The 22,553-nt window shown below is 57.1% G+C and carries 23 protein-coding genes; 13 read left to right on the forward strand and 10 right to left on the reverse strand.

The window, feature by feature from the left end:
- The first annotated feature begins 209 nt into the window (after positions 1 to 209).
- The 4 genes from BLT54_RS12760 to BLT54_RS12775 all read left to right on the forward strand — a co-directional run bounded on the left by BLT54_RS12760 (position 210) and on the right by BLT54_RS12775 (position 7,795).
- The gene (locus BLT54_RS12760) at positions 210 to 2,504 is read left to right on the forward strand and encodes an NADP-dependent malic enzyme (RefSeq protein WP_074645612.1); all 2,295 of its coding nucleotides are present in this window, start codon (positions 210 to 212) and stop codon (positions 2,502 to 2,504) included.
- A 339-nt stretch (positions 2,505 to 2,843) separates the two neighbouring features.
- Positions 2,844 to 4,736: a propionyl-CoA synthetase gene (locus tag BLT54_RS12765; protein WP_074645615.1), complete on the forward strand. Its 1,893-nt coding sequence runs from the start codon at positions 2,844 to 2,846 to the stop codon at positions 4,734 to 4,736.
- Between the two features lie 166 nt (positions 4,737 to 4,902).
- Positions 4,903 to 6,438, forward strand: coding sequence for a hybrid sensor histidine kinase/response regulator (locus BLT54_RS12770; RefSeq protein ID WP_143026808.1), 1,536 nt, complete (start codon positions 4,903 to 4,905; stop codon positions 6,436 to 6,438).
- A complete protein-coding gene (locus BLT54_RS12775; protein WP_074645620.1) occupies positions 6,410 to 7,795 on the forward strand; it encodes a sigma-54-dependent transcriptional regulator in 1,386 nt (461 codons plus the stop codon). Before BLT54_RS12770 ends, BLT54_RS12775 begins: the two co-directional genes overlap by 29 nt.
- 120 nt (positions 7,796 to 7,915) lie before the next feature.
- Here BLT54_RS12775 and BLT54_RS12780 read toward each other — a convergent pair whose 3' ends face one another.
- Positions 7,916 to 8,674, reverse strand: a complete 759-nt coding sequence (locus tag BLT54_RS12780; protein ID WP_009573070.1) for an NAD kinase — start codon at positions 8,672 to 8,674, stop codon at positions 7,916 to 7,918.
- A gap of 289 nt (positions 8,675 to 8,963) precedes the next feature.
- On the opposite strand from BLT54_RS12780, the gene glyA reads away from it, so the two are divergent.
- Positions 8,964 to 10,259 carry a serine hydroxymethyltransferase gene (glyA, locus tag BLT54_RS12785; RefSeq protein WP_074645622.1) on the forward strand — a complete coding sequence of 432 codons (1,296 nt, stop codon included), beginning with the start codon at positions 8,964 to 8,966 and terminating at the stop codon, positions 10,257 to 10,259.
- An 80-nt stretch (positions 10,260 to 10,339) separates the two neighbouring features.
- Complete coding sequence (locus BLT54_RS12790) at positions 10,340 to 11,212, forward strand: DUF817 domain-containing protein (RefSeq protein WP_074645624.1); 873 nt, start codon at positions 10,340 to 10,342, stop codon at positions 11,210 to 11,212.
- On the opposite strand, the gene BLT54_RS12795 is transcribed toward BLT54_RS12790, so the two are convergent.
- Entirely contained in the window at positions 11,187 to 11,558 is a 372-nt protein-coding gene (locus tag BLT54_RS12795; RefSeq protein WP_143026809.1) for a hypothetical protein, read from the reverse strand. The genes BLT54_RS12790 and BLT54_RS12795 overlap by 26 nt on opposite strands.
- A gap of 52 nt (positions 11,559 to 11,610) precedes the next feature.
- Between BLT54_RS12795 and BLT54_RS12800 the strand changes: the two genes are divergently transcribed.
- Complete coding sequence (locus BLT54_RS12800) at positions 11,611 to 12,390, forward strand: alpha/beta fold hydrolase (protein WP_074645628.1); 780 nt, start codon at positions 11,611 to 11,613, stop codon at positions 12,388 to 12,390.
- A gap of 49 nt (positions 12,391 to 12,439) precedes the next feature.
- On the opposite strand, the gene BLT54_RS12805 is transcribed toward BLT54_RS12800, so the two are convergent.
- Positions 12,440 to 12,625 carry a hypothetical protein gene (locus tag BLT54_RS12805; RefSeq protein WP_009573065.1) on the reverse strand — a complete coding sequence of 62 codons (186 nt, stop codon included), beginning with the start codon at positions 12,623 to 12,625 and terminating at the stop codon, positions 12,440 to 12,442.
- 168 nt (positions 12,626 to 12,793) lie between these two features.
- On the opposite strand from BLT54_RS12805, the gene BLT54_RS12810 reads away from it, so the two are divergent.
- The 3 genes from BLT54_RS12810 (at position 12,794) to BLT54_RS12815 (ending at position 13,941) form a co-directional block, all read left to right on the forward strand.
- On the forward strand, positions 12,794 to 12,931 hold the full coding sequence (locus BLT54_RS12810; RefSeq protein WP_074645630.1) for an entericidin A/B family lipoprotein: 138 nt from the start codon (positions 12,794 to 12,796) through the stop codon (positions 12,929 to 12,931).
- Between the two features lie 255 nt (positions 12,932 to 13,186).
- Positions 13,187 to 13,708, forward strand: coding sequence for a hypothetical protein (locus BLT54_RS22180; RefSeq protein ID WP_143026810.1), 522 nt, complete (start codon positions 13,187 to 13,189; stop codon positions 13,706 to 13,708).
- Positions 13,705 to 13,941 carry a hypothetical protein gene (locus BLT54_RS12815; protein ID WP_143026811.1) on the forward strand — a complete coding sequence of 79 codons (237 nt, stop codon included), beginning with the start codon at positions 13,705 to 13,707 and terminating at the stop codon, positions 13,939 to 13,941. The genes BLT54_RS22180 and BLT54_RS12815 overlap by 4 nt, the downstream gene beginning before the upstream one ends.
- 153 nt (positions 13,942 to 14,094) lie before the next feature.
- Here the strand turns inward: BLT54_RS12815 and lepA are convergent, their stop codons facing one another.
- Complete coding sequence (gene lepA, locus BLT54_RS12820; protein ID WP_009573063.1) at positions 14,095 to 15,894, reverse strand: translation elongation factor 4; 1,800 nt, start codon at positions 15,892 to 15,894, stop codon at positions 14,095 to 14,097.
- A gap of 118 nt (positions 15,895 to 16,012) precedes the next feature.
- Positions 16,013 to 16,858 carry an HAD family hydrolase gene (locus BLT54_RS12825; protein ID WP_074645633.1) on the reverse strand — a complete coding sequence of 282 codons (846 nt, stop codon included), beginning with the start codon at positions 16,856 to 16,858 and terminating at the stop codon, positions 16,013 to 16,015.
- Between the two features lie 308 nt (positions 16,859 to 17,166).
- On the opposite strand from BLT54_RS12825, the gene BLT54_RS12830 reads away from it, so the two are divergent.
- Positions 17,167 to 17,484 carry a hypothetical protein gene (locus BLT54_RS12830; RefSeq protein ID WP_074645635.1) on the forward strand — a complete coding sequence of 106 codons (318 nt, stop codon included), beginning with the start codon at positions 17,167 to 17,169 and terminating at the stop codon, positions 17,482 to 17,484.
- Positions 17,477 to 18,220 carry a DUF4336 domain-containing protein gene (locus BLT54_RS12835; RefSeq protein WP_074645637.1) on the forward strand — a complete coding sequence of 248 codons (744 nt, stop codon included), beginning with the start codon at positions 17,477 to 17,479 and terminating at the stop codon, positions 18,218 to 18,220. Before BLT54_RS12830 ends, BLT54_RS12835 begins: the two co-directional genes overlap by 8 nt.
- Here BLT54_RS12835 and BLT54_RS12840 read toward each other — a convergent pair.
- Positions 18,197 to 18,649 carry a low molecular weight protein-tyrosine-phosphatase gene (locus tag BLT54_RS12840; protein WP_074645639.1) on the reverse strand — a complete coding sequence of 151 codons (453 nt, stop codon included), beginning with the start codon at positions 18,647 to 18,649 and terminating at the stop codon, positions 18,197 to 18,199. The two genes, BLT54_RS12835 and BLT54_RS12840, sit on opposite strands and share 24 nt — an antisense overlap.
- Before the next feature lie 79 nt (positions 18,650 to 18,728).
- Between BLT54_RS12840 and BLT54_RS12845 the strand changes: the two genes are divergently transcribed.
- Positions 18,729 to 19,427 (forward strand): NAD-dependent deacylase, encoded by a 699-nt coding sequence (locus BLT54_RS12845; protein WP_074645640.1) that lies wholly within the window; start codon positions 18,729 to 18,731, stop codon positions 19,425 to 19,427.
- A 34-nt stretch (positions 19,428 to 19,461) separates the two neighbouring features.
- Here the strand turns inward: BLT54_RS12845 and BLT54_RS12850 are convergent, their stop codons facing one another.
- The 4 genes from BLT54_RS12850 to BLT54_RS12865 form a co-directional block, all read right to left on the reverse strand.
- On the reverse strand, positions 19,462 to 20,079 hold the full coding sequence (locus BLT54_RS12850) for a 2OG-Fe(II) oxygenase (RefSeq protein ID WP_083351808.1): 618 nt from the start codon (positions 20,077 to 20,079) through the stop codon (positions 19,462 to 19,464).
- 67 nt (positions 20,080 to 20,146) lie between these two features.
- Positions 20,147 to 20,650 (reverse strand): copper chaperone PCu(A)C, encoded by a 504-nt coding sequence (locus BLT54_RS12855; protein WP_074645642.1) that lies wholly within the window; start codon positions 20,648 to 20,650, stop codon positions 20,147 to 20,149.
- Positions 20,651 to 20,689: 39 nt separating this feature from the next.
- The gene (locus BLT54_RS12860) at positions 20,690 to 21,037 is read right to left on the reverse strand and encodes a hypothetical protein (RefSeq protein ID WP_074645832.1); all 348 of its coding nucleotides are present in this window, start codon (positions 21,035 to 21,037) and stop codon (positions 20,690 to 20,692) included.
- A 114-nt stretch (positions 21,038 to 21,151) separates the two neighbouring features.
- Positions 21,152 to 22,459: a hypothetical protein gene (locus BLT54_RS12865; protein ID WP_143026812.1), complete on the reverse strand. Its 1,308-nt coding sequence runs from the start codon at positions 22,457 to 22,459 to the stop codon at positions 21,152 to 21,154.
- Positions 22,460 to 22,553: the final 94 nt, after the last annotated feature.

Raw genomic sequence — 22,553 nt, forward strand, 5'->3', positions numbered from 1 at the left:
GCGCCGCAAAGAGGTGTGATGTTTGCGCTAACGTCACCAATCTTTGCACTTCGTCGATCAAACACCTCTTGCGTGAAACCCTGTGCCGGGCGTAGACGCTGAGAAACAGCACGATGTGACGTTGGGTCACAGTATTTAGTTTAATACTAAACTACATCAAAACCCAAAACGCCAAACCAGACGATCAAGACGCAGGAAGGGAAACGCCAATGACCTCGGACCCCCGCACGGAGACCCGCAACAACAGCCTGAGACAGGCGGCCTTGGACTATCACGAGTTTCCAAAGCCGGGGAAATTGGAGATCCGAGCAACCAAACCGATGGCCAATGGCCGCGATCTGGCGCGCGCCTATAGCCCCGGCGTGGCCGAAGCCTGCTTGGAAATCAAGGCCGATCCCTCCACCTCATCGCGCTACACAGCGCGTGGCAATCTTGTCGCCGTGGTCACCAATGGCACCGCCGTTCTGGGCCTTGGCAACATCGGCCCCGCCGCCGCCAAGCCGGTGATGGAGGGCAAAGCGGTCCTGTTCAAAAAATTCGCCAACATCGACTGTTTCGACATTGAATTGGCGGAATCAGACCCGGTGAAACTGGCCGAAATCGTCTGCGCGCTGGAACCGACCTTTGGTGCGATCAACCTTGAAGACATCAAAGCGCCAGATTGCTTTATCGTTGAACAATTGTGCCGCGAAAAGATGAACATCCCGGTGTTTCACGATGACCAACATGGCACGGCCATCGTTGTGGGCGCCGCCGCGACCAATGCCTTGCGGGTCACCAACAAAAAATTCGAAGACATCAAAGTGGTCTCAACCGGCGGCGGTGCGGCGGGGATTGCTTGCCTGAATATGCTTTTGAAACTGGGACTTAAGCGCGAAAACGTTTGGCTGTGCGACATTGCGGGCCTTGTCTATGAGGGCCGGACCGAAGAGATGACGCCGCAAAAGGCCGCCTTCGCGCAAAACACCGATCTGCGCACATTGGATGACGTGATCGAGGGCGCGGACCTGTTCCTTGGCCTCTCCGGCCCCGGCGTATTGAAACCCGAAATGGTCGCCAAAATGGCGCGTCAGCCGATTGTGTTTGCGCTGGCCAACCCGACCCCGGAAATCCATCCCGAGGAGGTCAAAAAGGTTGCTCCCGACGCGATCATCGCCACCGGGCGTTCGGATTATCCCAACCAAGTCAACAACGTGCTGTGTTTCCCCTTCATCTTCCGCGGCGCACTTGATGTGGCTGCGACCGAGATCAACGACGCGATGCAAATTGCCTGTATCGAAGGCATCGCCGCCCTCGCGCGCGCCACAACCAGCGCCGAAGCCGCTGCCGCCTATCAAGACGAGCGGATGGAGTTTGGCCCGGAATATTTGATCCCAAAGCCGTTTGACCCGCGCCTGATGGGCGTTGTCGCCTCCGCCGTGGCGAAGGCCGCGATGGAAAGCGGGGTGGCAACCAAACCCGTGCCGGACATGAAGGCCTACAAGGACGCGCTGGATCATTCGGTGTTCAAATCGGCGCTGATCATGCGCCCGGTCTTTGCCGCCGCCTCGCAGGCCGAACGCCGCATCGCCTTTGCCGAGGGCGAAGACGACCGCGTGCTGCGCGCCGCCCAAGCGATGATCGAGGAAACCACCGACAAGCCGATCCTGATCGGCCGCCCAGACGTGATCGCGGTGCGCGCCGAGCGGGCCGGTTTGAAAATCCGCCCCGGCGTGGATTTCGAGATCGTGAACCCGGAAAACGACAGCCGCTACAAACAATATTGGCAGGCCTATCACAAGCTGATGGAGCGCAAGGGTGTGACCCCCGATCTGGCCAAGGCGATCATGCGCACCAACACCACCGCGATTGGTGCCATCATGGTGCATCAGGACCACGCAGACAGCATGATTTGTGGCACCTTTGGTCAATACCTGTGGCACCTGAACTACGTCACGCAGATTCTCGGCACCAAGGAACACCAACCTGTCGGGGCGCTCTCTCTGATGATCCTCGAAGACGGGCCGCTGTTCATCGCCGACACCCATGTGCACACGGAACCGACGCCGGAACAGATCGCCAAAACGGTCATCGCCACCGCGCGCCACGTCCGCCGCTTTGGCATTGAACCCAACATTGCGCTGTGTTCGCATTCAGAATTTGGCAACCTGCAATGCACGACCGGGCGACATATGCGCGAGGCGCTTGAGATTCTCGACAGCGAACCACGCGACTTTATTTACGAAGGCGAAATGCACATCGACAGCGCCCTGACCCCGGATCTGCGCGCGCGCAACTTCCCGCATTCGCGCCTTGAGGGCCCGGCCAACGCGCTGATCTTTGCGATTGCGGATGCGGCCTCTGGCGTGCGCAACATTTTGAAAACCAAGGGCGGCGGGTTGGAAGTGGGTCCGATCCTGATGGGCATGGCCAACCGCGCCCATATCGTGACCCCCTCGATCACCCCGCGCGGGCTTTTGAACATGTCGGCCATGGCCGGCACGCCGGTGGCACATTACGGGTAAGCTGCCGCAGGCGGCACCTTTGACATCCACTGTTACTTTTGCGAACCGCCTCGACACGTTCGGGGCGGTTTTCGTTTGCAATACAGCACCTCCAGCCAAGACTTTGCAAACTACTTTTCTATAGGAGTTTGCGAAATTTATGTAAACTTTTTCAACAGGGTCTGCTAACAACAGCCCCGGAGCGGGCATTGCTCATCTGCCCGAAGCGGGCATTGCCCATCTGCCCGGAGCGGGCATTGCCCATGTGCGTGGCGCCAGTGACATTCCATCGCAGCCTAACTGCCTTGTAAGGAATCGCACACAGCGCCATTCACGCCATGTCAGCGAGGAGGACGCAAAGTGGCATACAAAGATATTTATGACGGCTGGAAAGCAGACCCAGAGGCCTTTTGGATGCAGGCGGCCGAAGAGATTCATTGGTACAAAAAACCGTCCAAAGCCCTCTTTGACGAAAACGCACCGATTTATGAATGGTTCTCGGATGGGCTGACCAACACCTGCTACAACGCGGTGGACCGTCATGTGGAGGCTGGTCGCGGCGATGAGATCGCGATCATGCACGAAAGCCCGATCACCCACGCCACCAAAGGCATCACCTATAAAGAGCTTCAGGCGCGCGTCTCCTCACTTGCCGGGGCGCTTAAAATGCGCGGTGTGGAAAAGGGTGATCGCGTCATCATTTACATGCCGATGATCCCCGAAGCGCTTGAGGCGATGTTGGCCTGTGCCCGCATTGGTGCGGTGCATTCGGTGGTGTTTGGCGGCTTTGCGGCGCATGAATTGGCGGTGCGGATTGATGACTGTACGCCCAAGGCGATCATTGCCGCCTCCTGTGGTTTGGAGCCGAACCGCGTGGTCCATTACAAGCCGCTTTTGGACAAAGCCATTGATATGGCCGAGCATAAACCCGAGTTCTGCGTGATCTTCCAACGCGAACAAGAGGTGGCCAAACTCAACGAGGGTCGCGATTTTTCGTGGCATGGCTTCCAATACGGTGTCAAACCCGCAGACTGTGTGCCCGTTGAGGGCAACCACCCGGCCTATATCCTTTACACCTCCGGCACCACGGGCCAACCCAAAGGCGTTGTACGCGCCACGGGCGGGCATCTTGTGGCGCTCAACTGGACGATGAAGAACATCTACAACATCGACGTGGGCGATCGCTTTTGGGCGGCGTCTGACGTGGGCTGGGTCGTCGGGCACAGCTATATTTGCTACGGCCCGCTGATCAAAGGCGCGCAAACCATTGTGTTTGAGGGCAAACCCATCGGCACCCCGCATGCGGGCGTGTTCTGGCGGATCATTCAAAACCAACGGGTCAAATCGTTCTTCACTGCCCCAACGGCCCTGCGCGCGATCAAACGCGAAGACCCGACAGGCGAATGGATCAAACGCTACAAGTTGCATGATCTTCAGGCGATCTTTCTGGCGGGCGAACGGGCCGACCCGGACACGATCAAATGGGCGCAGGAAAAATTTGGTGTGCCGGTGATCGACCACTGGTGGCAGACCGAAACCGGCTGGGCGATTGCCGCCAACCCGCTTGGGATCGAAGAGCTTCCGATCAAAATCGGGTCGCCCTCCGTGGCCATGCCGGGCTATGAGATCGAGATTCTCGACGAGGCCGGACACCCTGTCAAAGACGGCGACCTTGGGGCCATTGCGATCAAGCTCCCGCTTCCGCCGGGCACTTTGCAAACCCTGTGGAATGCCGAAGAGCGATACAAAAAATCCTATCTCACCACCTTCCCCGGCTATTACGAAACGGGCGATGCCGGGATCAAGGATGCGGACGGCTATGTCTACATCATGGCGCGCACCGATGACGTGATCAACGTCGCCGGGCACCGCCTCTCCACCGGGGCGATGGAGGAAGTGCTGTCGAACCACCCGGATGTGGCCGAATGTGCGGTTATTGGCGTGGCGGATCAGCTTAAGGGGCAATCGCCGCTGGGCTTTTTGTGCCTGAACTCCGGGTGCACCAAGGATCACGCCACCATCGTCAAAGAGGTTGTCACGGCCGTGCGCAATGAAATCGGCCCGGTGGCCGCATTCAAATTGGCCTGTGTCGTTGATCGCCTGCCAAAAACCCGGTCGGGCAAAATCCTACGCGGGACGATGGTCAAGATTGCGGACAACCAACCCTATAAAATGCCTGCGACCATCGACGATCCGGCCATTTTGGACGAAATCAAAGTGGCGCTTCAGGGCCTTGGATACGCAAAAGGGTAAATTTTAAGCAAAAAGGGCTGTCCCAATCCCGTCCGTTGGTTAACAAATTACTAATCGACGGATGAGACTCGTAGAAACGCGGCCTCAACCGGGCCGCGTTTTGTCTGTCGTGAGAGTGTAATCGGGGGTGAGTGTGACAAAAAGCGGCCAAAAGAGTCAAAACCTGTTGATCAAAGATGCGGGTCGCATTTCCCTTTTGTCCCATGACATTCGGTCAACCTTTGCCGAATTGCAAAGCGGGCTCTCGACCCTGGATCACATCGAACTCCCTCCGCATCTCACAGGCGACGTCGAGCATCTGGTGGCCACAGGGGCGCATTTGGGGCGGTTGCTGGATGAGGTGGCAGACCTCGTGTTTCACGACCACAAACAGCGCCCCGCCACGCGCCTCATGGTCAACCCGCGTGCTATCCTGACAAAACTTACGCAGAGATGGCAGCGGATCACCACACGGTTTGGCAGCGCGCTGTGCCTTGAAGGGCTGGAGAGCATGCCCACCCGCGCGGATTGGGACATGTTGTCGCTCGAACGCGTCCTGTCCAACCTTGTGTCCAACGCGCTGCACCATGCGGGTCCGGGGCAGATTTTTCTGCACGTGTCGCGACAGGTCTCAGAGGGCCGCGATGACATCATTGTGCGGATTTGCGACACCGGCCCCGGCTTTCCACCGCATATTCTCACCGACCATGAAGGCCACGCGCACATGCCGATCGGGTCCGGCGCACCGGGTTCCGGCTATGGGTTATATGTGGCCCGTGATGCGGCGCACCGCCTTGGCGGAAACTTGACGCTTCGCAATCTGCCAGAGGCGGGGGCGGAGGCCTGTTTGGTGTTGCCGATCCGCACGGATCACAGGCCAGAGGCCGATCACGTACCGCCAAGGCCGCTGCCCCCCATGCTGCGTCCCTACACAGCGCTTTTGGTCGAAGACAGTGCCAGTCTGCGCCTGGCAATGCATCACGCTCTTGCGACGCTCGGCCTCACCGTGCTTGACGCCGAGGACGGGGCCGAAGCGCTTGACCTTCTCTCGGCCCCGGACGTGACAATCGACATTGTTTTCCTCGATATCGAACTGCCGCTTGTGTCGGGTCCACAGGTGCTTGAAACCTTGAAAAATCGCGGTTTGACACCGCCACCGGTCATCGCCGTGACGTCGCATGTGTTTGACGTGAATATGCAGGCCATCCGGGGCATGGGCGTAAAGGGCATCCTGCCAAAGCCCTTTCCCTCGCAAACGGAAATCCTTCACATCACCTGTCGCGCGCTCAATGTGCCCCTGCCCGACACAGAACTCAAACCCGCCGCGCATCCGGCGCACCATACGCCACCCAGCCTACAAGAACTGGTCACACGGCTGCCCAGAGCCGTTGCCGAAAATATGCTGACTCACTTATCCGCCGATCTGGACCACTACCTAAGCCTCGCTCTCACAGCCATAGAGGAAGGGCGGTCCCCTCAATCTCAAACGGCCTTGAGACTGGCGACCCACGCCCTATCTGGCCTCTTTGCAACCTCTTATTCCACCACGGCCCAAGACCGAGCACGCCACCTGTCAGAACACTCCGATTTGATGTCAGATACGGAAATCATTGCGATCTTGGCAACGCTCCGCCAAACTGCCTCAAATATTCAAAAATCCATTCACCTACTCATACATAGCGAGACGGACACAAATGTCCCAAAAACCAATTTTAATCGTTGATGATGTCGACACGCACCTGACCCTGTTCACGGCCACTCTTGAGGCTGCGGGTTACACCGTCCTGCCTGCGCGCAGCCGCGCCGAAGCGCTCGCCTTGTCGGCAACAGCGGCCCCGGGGATCGCTCTTGTTGATCTGGTCTTGCCGGACGGAGACGGGATTGAACTTATCAAAACCCTGAAAGACCGCGACCCGTCCATCAAGCTGATCGCAATCACAGCCTTTGCCTCTGTTGATCGCGCCGTCTCGGCCATGCGCAACGGGGCGATGGATTTTCTCGTCAAACCCATCGAACCTGAACACCTCAAGGCCACCATCGCCAACACGCTGACCGGGCGCAGCCTTGGACAATACGTGCAGCCCTATGCCGTCGATGGGGTCGAAACGGACGGGCTGATCGGGTCTTCGGATCTCATGAAGGACATTTATAGCACAATCCGTGCCGTGGCCGGATCAGCGGCCAGCGTGTTTATCACCGGAGAAAATGGCACGGGCAAAGTCAAAGCCGCCGCCGCAATCCATGACCAGTCTGGTTTCAAAGACGGTGCCTTCGTCAAACTGGATTGTTCCACCGCCGCCCCGGACACGATCGAAGCCGAATTGCTGGGCCATATTGCTATGCCGGGCATGCCGGAAAAGATCGGCGTGGCAGAGTTGGCCAATGGCGGCACCTTGTTGTTGGATGAAATCTGTACCCTGTCCTTACCTATGCAAGCCCGGCTTTTGAACATGTTGCAAAGTGGCGTGATCACCCCAATCGGTACAACCTCTGGACGCCCCGCCGAGTTTCGCCTGATTTGCACCAGCACCGTCGATCCGCGCACCGAAGTGCAGGCCGGCCGCTTTCGGGCCGATCTGTTTTATCGGCTGAACGTCGTGCCGATCCACCTGCCGCCTTTGCGGGCGCGTGGTCTGGATGTGGTGGAAATTGCCGAAACCGAACTGGATCGGCTCTGTGCCCGCGAGGGGCGAGACTTTCGAACCCTATCGACCGAAGTCAAAGCGATTTTTCTGGATCATGCCTGGCCGGGAAACATCCGCGAATTGATGAACGTGTTGTGGAATGTCATCGTGTTGCACGACGGCCCGATGGTTCATGTGTCCGATCTGCCCCCCTATCTGCGCGGGGTACGAAAGACCCAAGGCGCGCCCAGTGCCCGCGTCCCAAGCCACATGCTGCAAGATTCGTTTGCCGGGCTGACACTGGCGGAAATCGAACGCCGCGCGATCGAAGCGGCGATTACCTATGCGGGTGGGTCCATTCCCTCAGCCGCGCGTGCGCTTGGCGTATCGCCCTCGACACTCTATCGAAAGCTGGAGGGATGGGGCCGCCCCGTGCGCGGAGCGCACAAACATTAGACCTGCGCGGAGCGCACAAACATTAAACCTGCGCGGAGGGCACAAACATTAAACCTGCGCGGAGGGCACAAACATTAACCCGTGTACGGAGGGCGTAATCCAACATGGCGCAGTGGCCGTTTACACGAATTGTTCGCGCAAAAGCCGCTCTTCCAACCCGTGCCCCGGATCAAACTGAATCCGGTGACGCACGTTTGGTTCAGAGGCAATTTCGACCCAGACCACATTGGCGGAATGGCGGCTGTCGGCATCGGCCATAACCGGACGTTTTTGCGGCTCCAACACGTCAAAGCGGACCTTTGCGCTTTTGGGCAGCAAGGCCCCGCGCCACCGACGGGGGCGAAACGCCGCCATCGCGGTCAGTGCCAAAACATCCGATCCAATCGGTAAAATCGGCCCGCGTGCGGAATAGTTATAGGCGGTCGACCCGGCAGGCGTCGAGACAAGGACACCGTCACAGACCAGTTCATCCATCCGCACCTTGCCGTCAATGGACACCCGCAGTTTCGCCGCCTGCGGTCCGGCGCGCAACAATGAGACCTCGTTGATCGCAAGTGCGGTATGTTCCACCCCATCGGCATCTGCGGCCACCATCGAGAGCGGGTTGATCACCTCTTCCTCGGCCGCCAGCAAACGTTCGACCAAATTGTCATCCTGGAACTCGTTCATCAAAAATCCGACCGTGCCGCAATTCATGCCATAGACCGGCGTGTCGAGATGCATGGTCCCATGCAGCGTCTGAAGCATGAACCCATCACCGCCAAGTGCCACGATCACATCCGCCTCCTCCAACGGAACAGACGCATAACGCGCCTGCAACCGTTCAAGAGCACGCTGCGCGATTTGGGCATCGCTGGCCGCAAAGGCAATTTTGACCATCTGTGGGACTTCTCTTTGTCTGGCGAAGAGGGGCGAACCGGTGCGGTCCGTGCCCTTGGTTACCAAAGCCTTAGCCGGAATTCACGCTTTTTCGCACGATGCGCCCCCTCGAAAGCCGCCCCCCAAACGTCCCGATCCCGAGACGCGTGGCGCGGATCGGAAACCCCTGCCCTCTCTGATCACCCGGATCGCTCATTTCATCATCATTATGCAACGGATGAGGGTTTTCCAAATGTGACAGAATGGCTAAGAAGCCCGCGACACTCCCACGCTGCCAAGGAGCATGTGCATGACGTCCAATGTCCGCGATTCCGGTTTCTTTACCGAAAGCCTGTCCACCCGTGACCCCGAACTGTTCGGTTCGATCACCCAAGAGCTTGGCCGTCAGCGCCATGAGATCGAATTGATCGCCTCTGAAAACATCGTCTCCGCTGCGGTGATGGAGGCCCAAGGCTCGGTCCTGACCAACAAATATGCCGAAGGCTATCCGGGTCGTCGCTACTATGGCGGGTGCCAATATGTGGACATCGCCGAGAACCTTGCGCGGGATCGCGCGAAAGAGTTGTTTGACGTTAAGTATGTGAACGTACAGCCAAATTCCGGCTCACAAGCCAACCAAGGCGTGTTTCAGGCGCTGCTCGAACCCGGTGACACCATCCTTGGCATGTCCCTGGATGCTGGTGGTCACCTGACCCATGGTGCCAAGCCGAACCAATCCGGCAAATGGTTCAACGCCATCCAATACGGCGTACGCAAACAGGACCAGCGCATCGACTATGATCAGGTGCAAGAACTGGCCAACGAACACAAACCCAAGATGATCATCGCTGGCGGCTCCGCCATTCCACGTCAGGTGGATTTCAAGAAAATGCGTGAGATCGCTGATTCTGTCGGTGCCTATCTGATGGTCGATATGGCCCATTTCGCCGGTCTCGTCGCGGGTGGTCAGCACCCCTCGCCCTTCCCCTATGCCGATGTCGCGACCACCACGACCCACAAAACCCTGCGCGGTCCGCGCGGCGGCATGATCCTGACCAACGATGTCGAAATCGCCAAAAAGGTAAACTCCGCGATCTTCCCCGGTATCCAGGGCGGCCCCTTGATGCATGTGATCGCGGCGAAAGCCGTGGCCTTTGGCGAGGCCCTGCGCCCCGAGTTCAAAGAATACGCCAAGCAAGTGATCGTGAACGCGCAAGCGCTGGCCGATCAGTTGATGAAAGGGGGTCTTGATATCGTCACCGGCGGCACCGACACCCATGTGTTGCTGGTCGATCTGCGCCCCAAAGGCGTGAACGGCAAAATCACTGAGGCCGCTTTGGAGCGTGCGCACATCACCTGCAACAAAAACGGCATCCCGTTTGACCCGGAACCGCCGATGATCACCTCTGGTGTACGTCTTGGGACGCCTGCGGGCACCACACGCGGGTTTGGCGAGGCCGAGTTCCGCCAGATTGCCGATTGGATCGTCGAAGTGGTCGATGGTCTGGCCACCAATGGCGAAGAGGGCAATGCCGAAGTCGAAGCCGAGGTGAAAGCCAAGGTGGAAGCGCTGTGCGAAAAATTCCCGCTCTATCCGAACCTGTAAGAGCGGTCGGAGCATAATTTCAAAGGGGCCCCCACTGGGCCCCTTTTTGACATTTAAGTATGAATAATCAGTGATGTAAAATGGCTCAACCGACCCAAATCGAGCGCGCCTTAGGCGATAGGCTGCGCGCGCGTTTGCCGCATAGTGTAAGCGAACTCATCATGTTCGTGGTCAAAATGGGCTGGGCCGCGCTGTTTGGCGGGCTGCTTTTGATCGCGATGATGATCACTCATAAGCTCTGGCAAGACGACTGGCCCATTGCCCGCTATGACGCGCTTTTGGCCTATGCTTTGAGCCTGCAAATCCTGTTTTTGGTGTTTCGGCTGGAGACCGTGGGCGAGGCCAAGGTCATCCTGCTGTTTCATCTCACCGGCACGGTCATGGAGATTTTCAAACTCCACATGGGCAGTTGGGATTACCCCGGCGCAGGCCTGATCAAAATCGGTGGCGTGCCCCTATTTTCCGGCTTTATGTATGCCTCTGTTGGTAGCTTCATGGCCCGCGCCATTCGCCTCTTTGACATGCGGTTCGCGCCCTACCCGCCCTATTGGGCCTCTCTGCTGTTTGCGGGAGCCATCTATCTGAATTTCTTCACACATCACTTTGGGCCGGACATCCGCCTCGGCCTCTTCGTGGCCTCCCTGCTGCTCTATGCCCGCACCCGTGTGTGGTATCGCATTGGCGGTTGGTACTGGATGCCGATGCCTCTCGCCGGGGTGTTGTCAGCCTTTTTCCTTTGGGTCGCGGAAAACGTCGGAACCGCCACGAAAATCTGGCTCTACTCCGGCCAAGTGCCCGGCGAGCTTGTGCATTTCTCGAAAATGGGATCGTGGTATCTTTTGCTCTATGTGAGCTTTGTCACCGTCACCTTGGTCCAACGTGACGCGCTTTCGCCCGTGCCGTTTAGACCAGATCCTAAATCAGACCCTAAATCAGACCGCGCCACATCATAACGCCAAGGATCAATCCGCCCGTGACAAAGAGGATAAAGGCCACGGTGGTGATCCAATCGAGGATGCGGTTTTTGACGCGGGCTTTTGAATCTTGCCGCCTGAGGAAATAACGCAGCTCCTTAAAGGCTCGGTTCACCTTGGCATGGTTGATCTGTTGTGCCAATTTCGGATGTGTTTCCAAGGCCATAGCCTCAAGGATCACCTCCCCTTTCCGACGCGCCCAACGCGGCAAACGCCGCCCGGCCTTTGCGAACTTGGCCTCAAACCCATCGCCCAGATGCACGCCCATCCGGTCACGCAAAAGCGTGCTCAACTCTTCGGCTCTATGGGCGATGGATGTACTCATATCGTTGTTTTAAGGGGTTTGACAGGGGCCGCCAAGCAGCTATCTGTGGGACATGCTCAACACCGTTCTCTCCGGCCCCCAAACGGACCGCCCGCCCCTTTTGATCGTCCACGGCTTGTTCGGGTCCGCCCGCAACTGGGGCGTCATCGCGAAACGTCTTTCCGATCAACGGCTTGTCCTCTCGGTTGACATGCGCAACCACGGCGAAAGCGCGCGGTTTGCGACCCAAAGCTACCCGGACATGGCCGCGGATTTGGCCGAAGTCTTGGAGGCGCATATCGACGCCTATGGCCCCTGTCATGTGATGGGCCATTCGATGGGCGGCAAGGCGGCGATGGTGCTGGCCCTGACCCGGCCTGAGCTGCTTAAATCCTTGATTGTTGCGGATATTTCACCCGTCTCTTACAGCCATGACAACACGCCTTTGATCCATGCGATACGCGGGCTGGACCTCTCACAGGTGGAGAAACGCTCGGACGCGGACCGGATGTTGGCGCATGATATTTTGGACGCTGGCGTGCGCGCATTTTTGCTACAAAGCCTTGTCGTCAAAGAGAAAAAATGGCTTTTGAATCTGGATGTTCTTGAGGCCGAAATGGGCAAGATCGTCGGATTTCCAGAGGTGCCAGGCACCTATGACGGGCCTGCGTTTTTCCTCTCCGGCGGCGAAAGCACCTATGTCTCTCGCGACCACAGGGACGCCACCAAAGCCCTGTTCCCGCACGCAAAATTCGCCTCCATTCCCGGCACGGGCCATTGGCTTCATGCCGAGAAACCACGTGAATTTGAGGCGGCTTTGCGCGCATGGATGGAGGCCATCGACGCGCGTTGATCGCGGATCAAAACGCGCCGATCAAAATTTTTCGGTCAAAATTCTTCGGTCAAAACTCTTCGGTGAGTTTTTTCGAAATGATCCAAGTCACTGGAATCGCAACAACAAACCCGATGGCTGCGGCGATCAGGATCGGTTGCAACGTGTCCTTGCCGATGGTCAAAGCCACGACAATGGCGACGCCCATCAAGGTTGTGGAAATCAGCGAAAACAGGATGCCAGCAAGGCGGGTCATGGGGTCTCTCCCTTAAAGTCGATCGCGCATGTTGGAAAATAAGGCATTTTTGCAATACTGCTTTGATCTGAGACAAACGCCCCCCTGCGCGGGAGTTTGCCCACGGGTTCGACATCCCTCTGCATCGCCCTAAATATGTGGGGACAGACATTTAAAATGGAGTGACCCATGACACGCACCCTCATGATCGGATTGTGCCTTTTGGCCCTCGCCGCCTGCGAAACCATCGAAGGCGCAGGCCAAGACCTGTCCCAAGCCGGCTCCGCGATTTCTCAGGAAAGCCGTGAGGTGCAGTCGGGGATGTGATCTCTGACGTGATGTGAGTAGACAGCGCCCGCCGTTTGGTGGGCGTTTTTTTGTGACATGTTAAAATTGAGATTGGACCATACAGAACTTGTATTGGGCGAGACAATAAATAGCTTGAAGCGCGGCATTTTTGTCTTGCGCGTGTTTAGATAACAACCGATTATTTAAACAATAAAATTTAGTTGATCGGGAAATTGTATTTTGGGTGACTTCGAATACTTTTACATACTTAAAGACGAAGCGCGCAGGCGTACCATGGAAGCTGTTAACAAACGGCTGCTAAAGACAGGTGATATCAAGAATTGGGATAAAACTACGCTTTGTTCGATTATTGGTCAAGATAAAGGCAATGCCATAGAATATGCTACGACTGAGTGGCCTAAACATTATCCGGATAATTTTTCAGGGCTTTCAGAAAAATGGGAAAGCCTAGTTTATCGATATTTGCCACGAAAAGACCATTTTGATTTAGCAATATGGCAGGAAGTTAATGGAACCCAAGTTTTAGTGGCACTGGCACTCGGAAATCCCTCACATGCTAGAACCCACCTCACAGTTAAGTGGATTGAAAGGTATTTTGGCGAACACTATCTACAAGGAAGGGCTCTTTGGCCCATTCTAACTTGCGCAGAAGAATACGCGAAACTTCTTGGATGTGAGCGAGTTTTAATTAAAGATGCCGTTGACTCGGGAAAATACCGACGATACGGGTACAGCGATTACCATCATGAGCACGTCGCACATGGTGGAAATTACCTAGGAAAGGAACTGAAATGACACACGAAGTCGCAAAGAACGCGCTAATGGAGTCTTCTGACGCCAAAGCTAGCATCTTGGCTGCGATCGCGCGCATCGAGTCCGTTCCTGCCGGAAAAACGCTTATCGATGAGATTTCCGATGAAGATTGGTGCGACAAAAGCGTTGCAGAATGGAATTTTTCTGCTGGTTCCGAGATCGAAACCGCAGATGAACTTGATGAATGCGATAAGGAAATTATGCATGTAGCATAAGCATCGTATCGAAAATGATCGATTTAAAGGCCAGCCCCAGTGCTGGCCTTTGTTTTTATAAAATAAAATTGAACACTCCAAACTTTCAGCTTGGCCTAATAGAGGTGCGGCACCGCCAGCGCCTCTATTAGGCTTACACACGACCTCAAAAAGTTAGTCATCCATCTTCAGCGCGTTAATAAACGCTTCCTGAGGTATCTCGACCTTCCCGAACTGGCGCATCTTCTTCTTGCCGGCCTTCTGCTTCTCCAGAAGTTTCTTCTTCCGGGTCGCATCGCCACCGTAACATTTCGCGGTCACGTCTTTGCGCATCGCAGAGAGGGTCTCGCGGGCGATGACTTTGCCGCCGATGGCCGCTTGGATCGGGATTTTGAACATGTGGCGCGGGATCAGGTCTTTGAGTTTTTCACACATCGCACGGCCACGGGCGTCGGCGCGGTCGCGGTGGACCATGGTGGACAGCGCATCCACCGGTTCGTCGTTCACAAGGATCGACATTTTGACAAGGTTGTCCTCGCGGTAGCCCATCATTTGATAATCAAAGGACGCATAGCCTTTGGTGATGGATTTGAGCCGATCGTAGAAATCAAACACCACCTCGTTGAGCGGCAGGTCATAGACGACCATGGCGCGCGAGCCCGCATAGGTCAGGTCCATCTGGATGCCCCGGCGGTCTTGGCAGAGTTTCAACACATCGCCCAGATACTCGTCCGGCACCATGATCGTCGCCTTGATGCGCGGCTCTTCGATGTGATCGAGGAAGGTCAGATCGGGCATGTCGGCGGGGTTGTGCAGCTCTTGGATCGAGCCATCGCGCATGTGGAGTTTGTAGATCACCGAAGGCGCGGTGGTGATCAGGTTGATGTCATATTCGCGCTCAAGCCGGTCGCGGATCACTTCGAGGTGCAACAGCCCCAAGAAGCCGCAGCGAAAACCAAAGCCCAAAGCGGCGGATGTTTCCATTTCAGACGAGAAGGAGGCATCGTTGAGTTGCAGTTTTTCGATGGCATTGCGCAGGTCGTCAAAGTCATTGGCATCGACCGGGAAGAGGCCACAGAACACCACTGGGATCGAGGGTTTAAAGCCCGGAAGTGCGGTGGCACAGGGCTTTTTCTCATGCGTAATGGTGTCACCAACTTTGGTGTCGCGGACCTGTTTGATCGAGGCGGTGAAAATGCCGATCTCGCCCGGCCCCAGTTCGGCAATATCGACCATCTGCGGTTTGAGCACCGAGAGTTTGTCGACACCGTAAGCGGCACCGGTTTTCATCATCTTGATCTTGTCGCCCTTTTTGATCACGCCGTCGATGACGCGGATCAGAACGACAACGCCAAGGTAGCTGTCATACCAACTGTCCACCAGCATCGCTTTGAGCGGCGCATCGCGGGTGCCTTTGGGGGCGGGCAGACGGGTTACGATGGCCTCCAAAACATCCGGGATGCCGATGCCGGTCTTGGCGGAAATCTCAATCGCCTCAGAGGCGTCAATGCCGATCACATCCTCGATCTGCTCACAGACGCGCTCCGGCTCGGCGGCCGGCAGGTCGATTTTATTCAACACCGGGACGATTTCATGATCCGCATCAATGGCTTGGTACACGTTGGCCAAGGTTTGCGCCTCAACACCCTGAGTGGCGTCAACGACCAGCAAAGACCCCTCAACGGCCTGCATCGAGCGCGACACCTCATAGGCAAAGTCAACGTGGCCGGGGGTGTCGATGAGGTTGAGGATATAAAGCTCACCATCCTTGGCGGTGTATTCGATCCGCACCGAGTTGGCCTTGATCGTGATCCCGCGCTCGCGTTCGATGTCCATACTGTCCAACATCTGCGCCTTCATATCCCGGTCCGCCACCGTGTGCGTGGACTGGATCAGCCGGTCAGCAAGGGTCGATTTCCCGTGGTCGATATGAGCGACGATGGAGAAGTTACGGATGTTTTTCAGCTCGGTCATGGAAGGCCTGCGCAGGTTGAGAATGAGCCTGTTTCTATGGGGGGAAATGGGGGGAATGGCAAGGGGGCTGAAAGCAGTGAAACAGTGGCTAAGTTTTTTCCTTTAACACTTTCCCTTGTCAAACTCGTAGTTGAGAAATGCGGTCTCGCAATAGAATTCTATCTACAATGACATCTAGCGTCGCTTTCACCAAAACATCCAGTTCTGAACCGTCCCGGTAATCGGCGGCAGCGAAAAAATCTATTCGCTTTGCTTTCTTCAACGCGATGCACTTTCGAGGACAGCCGCCAGGTTTATGAACCGCAATTGAATGACCTTCAGATTGCATCATCACAGCCATGCTTGGAACGTCGGTGTCCCCATCTCCAAAATAGAGCATATCATCAAATGGAATTCGTCTCTCTTCTCGGGGCATGTGTGAGTTAATACTGTCATTTACGTCCAATACGCCTTTGTTGATACGAAATAGATACTGAGTTTTCGATGTGTCCGAAATTATCCTTGCAGGCCAAACAGGCTTATCTTGCTCATTATAGCGAAATTCACATGCGTATATTTCTTTGAAATATTTGGCAATTGAGCAGCCAACTATCATCTCCTTTAGGCCAGCTGAAATAATGTAGTGCTCGACCTCAATGTCAGGAGCGCGATCTCTAATGTATTTATTAATTCTCGGGAACCAAGTTTCCACGCCCTCAAACAACTTAATTTTCGCTCCATGGTTCGCGAAAGCTTTCTTGTCTAAAGACACATTTCTTTCTTCTGCGAGATCAATCATTTCCTTCATATAAACAAGCAGTTCTTCCGCTCGTTCTTTCGACTTTTTCTCTTTCACATCATTCCAAAAGTCGCTTGCCTCGACACCAAGCTCCGACAATACGCCATAATGCTGCATCGGTTCGGGGCTGAGAGTCCCATCAAAATCATACACAAGTGCAATCTTTTTCTGCTCAAAATCACCCATCCAATTAGCTCCCGATCCCGAATTACATCTGTATTGTTCCGACTTTCACGCGAATGACAAGCCTCACGCACCCACCTTAGCGCGGGCGGGCGCGTGTCGATGCCAAGATATCGACGGGGAAAGGACTCCCACTCAGCAACCCTCCGCCTCCCTTCTCCCCCGCGACAAACTCTGCAATTGCGCCAAATGGCAGACTCAGGCTACTCTTTGCACATTATTCACCAAGACGGCGGACCCTGCGGGCGTGTGACAATGCCACGAAAGCGCAAAAAGACGGGGCCTCGTGGTTTGGATTGAGAGGCAGTAAGATGAAAAAAACCGTAATCGCCGTGGCGACTTTCGCGACAGTGGCCAGTGCAACCCTTACGCCGATCCCGGCGCACGCGGGCGCGATCGAGCGGGCGTGCATGTCCTCGGATCGGGCGGCCAACAACCGCAATCTCTGCGGCTGTATTCAACAGGTGGCCGATATGACCCTGACAAACGGGGATCAGCGCCAAGCCGCGAAGTTCTTTAAGAACCCGCAAAAGGCGCAGGACGTGCGCCAGTCGGACAACAGCTCGCACGAAAGTTTCTGGCAACGCTACAAAGCCTTTGGCGCGGCGGCAGAACAATACTGTGGCTGAGCAAGCACTCTACGAACCGTTGAACACACTCAAACCTGTCGGCCCCGAGATTTGGATCGCGGACGGGCCGCCTGTGCCGTTTTACGGCATCGGATTTCCGACCCGGATGACGGTGGTGCGCATCAACGGGCGGCTTTGGGTGCATTCGCCGATTGCACTTGATGAAGAGCTGTTGAATGAGATAGCGGATTTGGGGCCGATCAGCTGGCTGATCGCGCCCAATCCGATCCATTATGTTTCGGTGCATCTGTGGCACGACCGGTTTCCACACGCGCAGGTTCTGGCCGCCCCCGGCGTGAAAGAACGCGCGGCGAAATACAATATTCCTTTTCCAAAACATGTGGTTATGGGAGATGACGTGCCCGTGGGAACCGAAGCCGTGCTGCGCCAGAGGCTTGTGAAAGGGCATCGATTTTTGCACGAGGTGGTGTTTTATCACATCCCGTCCAAGACCCTGATCCTCACCGATCTGATCGAGAATTTCGAGGCCGCGAAAGTCGGGCGGTTCAAGGCCATTTTGATGCGTTTGGCGGGGATTTTGGACCCGGATGGCAAGGCCCCGGCGGACATGCGCGGCACATTCAAATCCAAGGCCAAAGCCCGCAAAACCATCCGCGAAGTGATCAGCTGGGCGCCCGAAAAGGTGATCCTAAGCCACGGGCGTTGGTATGATCACAACGGCACGGCGGAGTTGAAACGCGCCTTTCGCTGGTTACGGATCGAGAACGGCAAGTAGCCCTTCGGCGGCGGCCTCGATCAGGTCGAGCGCCTCGTCAAAATTGCGGGTGTAATAGGGGTCTGGCACGGCGGTAACCCCGGCATCGGGCGCATAGGACATCATCAAACGCACGGGCGTCGTGTTGCCCTGGGGCCGAAGCGCCTCGACATCGCGCTGGTTGGCCTCATCCATCACCACAATCACATCGAAAGCAACAAAATCCCCGGCGGACACCTGACGCGCCCGCAAGCCGGAAAGGTCATAGCCGCGCCGGGCGGCGGCGGTTTGCATCGGGCCATAAGGTGCCTCGCCCATATGCCAATCGCCGGTGCCGGCGCTGTCGACCAGAATCGCCTGCGCCTGCGCCCGCGCCTTGGTGGCCACAACCGCCTCAGCCGTGGGAGAGCGGCAGATATTGCCAAGACAGACAAAGACGATTTTCTGCATATGGGCCTCCTATGCGTTCAGGCTACCCTTGTCAGGCCGGGCGGAGCAAGGCAGGGTTTGGAAAAAGGAGAGGCTTCGAATGGCGGGCGGAATTTTCATACTCTCAGGCGCAGGTCTGTCGGCGGAAAGCGGATTACGGACCTTTCGCGCGGCGGATGGGTTGTGGGAAGATCATCGGGTGGAGGACGTGGCCACGTTTGAGGCCTTTGAGCGCGATCCCGAAGTGGTGCAACGGTTCTACAACATGCGCCGAACGCAAGCCGCCGCCGCAATGCCGAACGCAGCCCACGAGGCGCTAGCAAAGTTGCAGGCCGACTATGACGGCCCGGTGACCTTGGTGACGCAAAATGTCGATGACCTGTTGGAACGCAGCGGAGCGCGCGACGTGATCCACATGCATGGCTCGGTCATGGGCGCGCTCTGTGCGTCCTGCGACCATCGTTGGCCCGCCCCGATGGAGATGCATGTCTCTGATCCCTGCCCGGCCTGCGGTGCACCCCACACCCGACCCGACATCGTGTGGTTTGGAGAAATTCCCTATCACATGGACGCGATCCAGGACGCCTTGGAAAACAGCGATCTCTTCGTCTCCATCGGCACCTCCGGCATGGTCTACCCGGCGGCGGGATTTTCGCAGATGGCCCGACACTTGAGAATGCAAACGCTGGAGCTGAACCTTGAGGCCTCCGGCGCGATGTTTGATGCGGTGATCGAGGGGCCAGCCACCCAAGTGGTGCCCGATTGGGTGGCTGATGTGCTCGCTGGCAACGGGATGTGAGTGTTTTGCCAAATAAGAAAACTGCGCAGCTTAGTTACCGAAACGCCGGGCCATGCACCCATGTGGTGAGGGAATAGCGTTCGCCTTTGGTGACCGGAGTGACCCGATGCAGCACGAAGGACGGGAACAGCACGGCCGAACCACGCGCGCGATCCGAGGGGCGCAGGTTGGCGTCGGCTTGCAGTTCAAGCACGCCGCCCAAATAATCCGCCCCCTCAGACAGTTGCACCACAAGCGTCAGTTTGCGCCGGGACGCAAGCGGGCCTTCGCCAATGTCGGAATGCCAGACAAAATGCCCCTCTCGCTCGGCACCATAACGGGCGACCTGCGGGCTTTCGCCAAACTCGGTGAGGGCAAAATCGAAATGCGTCCGGTTGGCCTCAGCCACAAGCGCCATGATCCGATCCATCACCCAACCACCGCCATCGCGGTCATCGAGCCATGCGAGTTCAGCACGGCGCAGGTTATGGTCAGAGCGATTGCCGACCAACCCCGCATCCGCAAGGTCTTTTTCATGAGACAAGGCAATGATCGCATCACATTCGGCAGGCGAGAAGGCCTCCGGGACCGCATAAGCGCTCAGCATGATCCGGGGTTCACTTTCAAAAGGGGGAAGGCGCGGCCCGAAATTTGCCACGTCCATAGCCGCCATTTAACCTCTTTTGAACCCAGATCAAGAGGGATCAGAGCCCCCGCCGAAACGGAGGCCCTGTGGGGGATCAATTGCCCATTTTACCGTTCTGCATCCCGGTGCCATCCATCGGCATGGTCATGGCGGCAGGGGCGTCTTGGCGCTCCAGATCGACGGGGATCTCGACGGTGATGTCGCCCGCCTGTTCAAAGGTCAGGGTCACGGTGACCACATCGCCCTGCCCCATCGGTTTGAGCAGACCCATCATCATGACGTGATCGCCTCCACGCGCCAAAGCATGGGTGCCTTGCGCCGGGACCGCAAAGCCCTCGTCCACGCGCATCATTTTCATCACGCCATCGCCCATGGCTTTGTGGGTGTGCAACTCGGTGAGCTTGGCGATGTCAGAGGTCGCAGCGATCAGACGATCATCGGTGTCACCCGTGTTGTGGATGACGAAAAACGCCGCACCGGATTTGGCCGTCATGCCGGACGAGCGCGCGTAGGCATCCTCGATGGTGATGTCAGCCATGGCCGGAAGAGCGAAAGACAGGGCAGCGACGCCCGCGAGAAGGGTGGTTTTGAAAAACATGATTTTATCCTTGGTCTGAGTGTTTGAAAGAGAAACAGATCAGACCAAAGGCGGATCGCGAGCCTTGCGGTTGGGCAGGGAGATCGCGGTCATGTGGTGCGCCACAGGTGCAGGCGCAAAGCGCAACACGGCATGGTCCGGCGCAGACAGCACGAAAGGTTCGGCCAGCCCGGCGATGACACTGAGCGCGCAATCGGGACAGATGTGGCGCGGCCCAATGGGTTCGCCATTCTCGTCCATCAAAACGGTGATCGGCCCGGTGCCGGTGCACAGCACCATCGTCCCGGTCGCGTCAACCATGGTGCCCCGCGCCACGGCCATGGATTGGGACGTGACGAGCAGTAAAAAGGCAAGCACAAAGGCCGCGATGGGACGGGTCAAACGCATGAACGGCACTTTAGCCGGACCGCACCGGAAGGCAAGTGCAACACTGCGCGACAGCGGCACTGCGACGTGCCGCCACACGCTTTGCCGCAACGCGCCTCCGCCCATCACGGCCCATCACCGGCCAAGCTCGGAGAGATAAAAGGCAAAATCGGCAAAGCCACCCGTGCGTGTGCGCGCTTCGGCATGACAGCCCAGACAACTCCCCTCAGACGCATCTTGCAGGTAACTTTCCATCGTCACATTGGACACGAAACGCGGCACCTCGCCATGTTCAAACAGCGGACTTTTATTGGCGCCGCGCCATTGATTGGTGATCAAACGGTACTGCGCCAACGGCGTGTCGGCCAGACGCGCTTGCCAGCGGACATTGGTGTCTTGGGTCGGGTCAAAGATTTGCCAACATCGCGTGATCCGACTGGGCGCAAGGGGGCTCCCATCCCTGGCACGGGCAAAGGGCGGGGCCTGTGACCAAAGCGGCGTGGGCGGCGGCGCATTGGTGGCGCAGCTCGGGCAAGACGGATCAAACAAAAGATACGATTGCGCCGTCTCCGGGGCGGGACAGCCATTTGGAAACAGGTCATTGGAATAAATCGAATTGATCCGGCGCGCGACCGGAGAGAGCGGTGCCGTGTCTTGATGCTCAAACGTGGCCCAGAGCCACTCGTCGCCATTGCCGGACCCGACCTTGGTGACAATATGCATCCCGACCATGCCAAACAGCCCCTCAAGGCACAGAGGTTGACCCGAAAGGCTCTGCTCCGCCGGAACCCGCACAACCCCGCGTTCGGTGACAAATCGGGGATCGTCGTGATCCAGCCACATCCACGCGGTTTTGACATGAACGCTGGGCGGGGCCTCGGCGCTCTGCCCCCTCGGGAAATTGGCATCCTGCGAGGTCAACCCCGCAACATAGGCGGCGGCAGGGGCATTGATCCGCGTTTCATACACCAACGGATTGCCGTTTTGGTCAATCACGGCGGCCCCATCCGCTTGTACCAGATCGCTCAAAACCAACGGGCCGGACGTGTCGCCTGAACCACGACAGGCTGCGGCCATATCTTGACCGATCACCGCGTCTTTTCGTGGCATGGATTGCCAGGCATCGGGAGCGGGTTCCGAAGGCGCAACATCACGCCAATTCAAGGCCGTGAAGGCGCGCCAAGCGAACATATCAAACGGTGTCTGCACCGCCTTGTTCACCACCATATATTCCAGACTTGAGGAAAAAGATGTCAAATCAAAGGGGTAATTGGCGCAGAGGCGGACGTCATCCGCGTCGCCGGGGGCCAAGGCACAAAACGGATCATCCAATGGCGCAGCGCGCGCGATCCCCAAAGTGACCGCCAGCACAACAGTGGCCGCGACGCACATAAACCGCCCAGCCCAGCGGGGTATGGCCCACCACCGGATCGTTTGTCTCAAAACCCAAGCCATAGGGCATCAGGCCAGAGCCTGCGACCCCTTGTCAATCGCTCATAGAAAAACCCCCGAAAGCGCCAGGCCATTCGAGGGTTTC

This window comes from Celeribacter baekdonensis, assembly GCF_900102315.1.
GTDB lineage: Bacteria > Pseudomonadota > Alphaproteobacteria > Rhodobacterales > Rhodobacteraceae > Celeribacter > Celeribacter baekdonensis.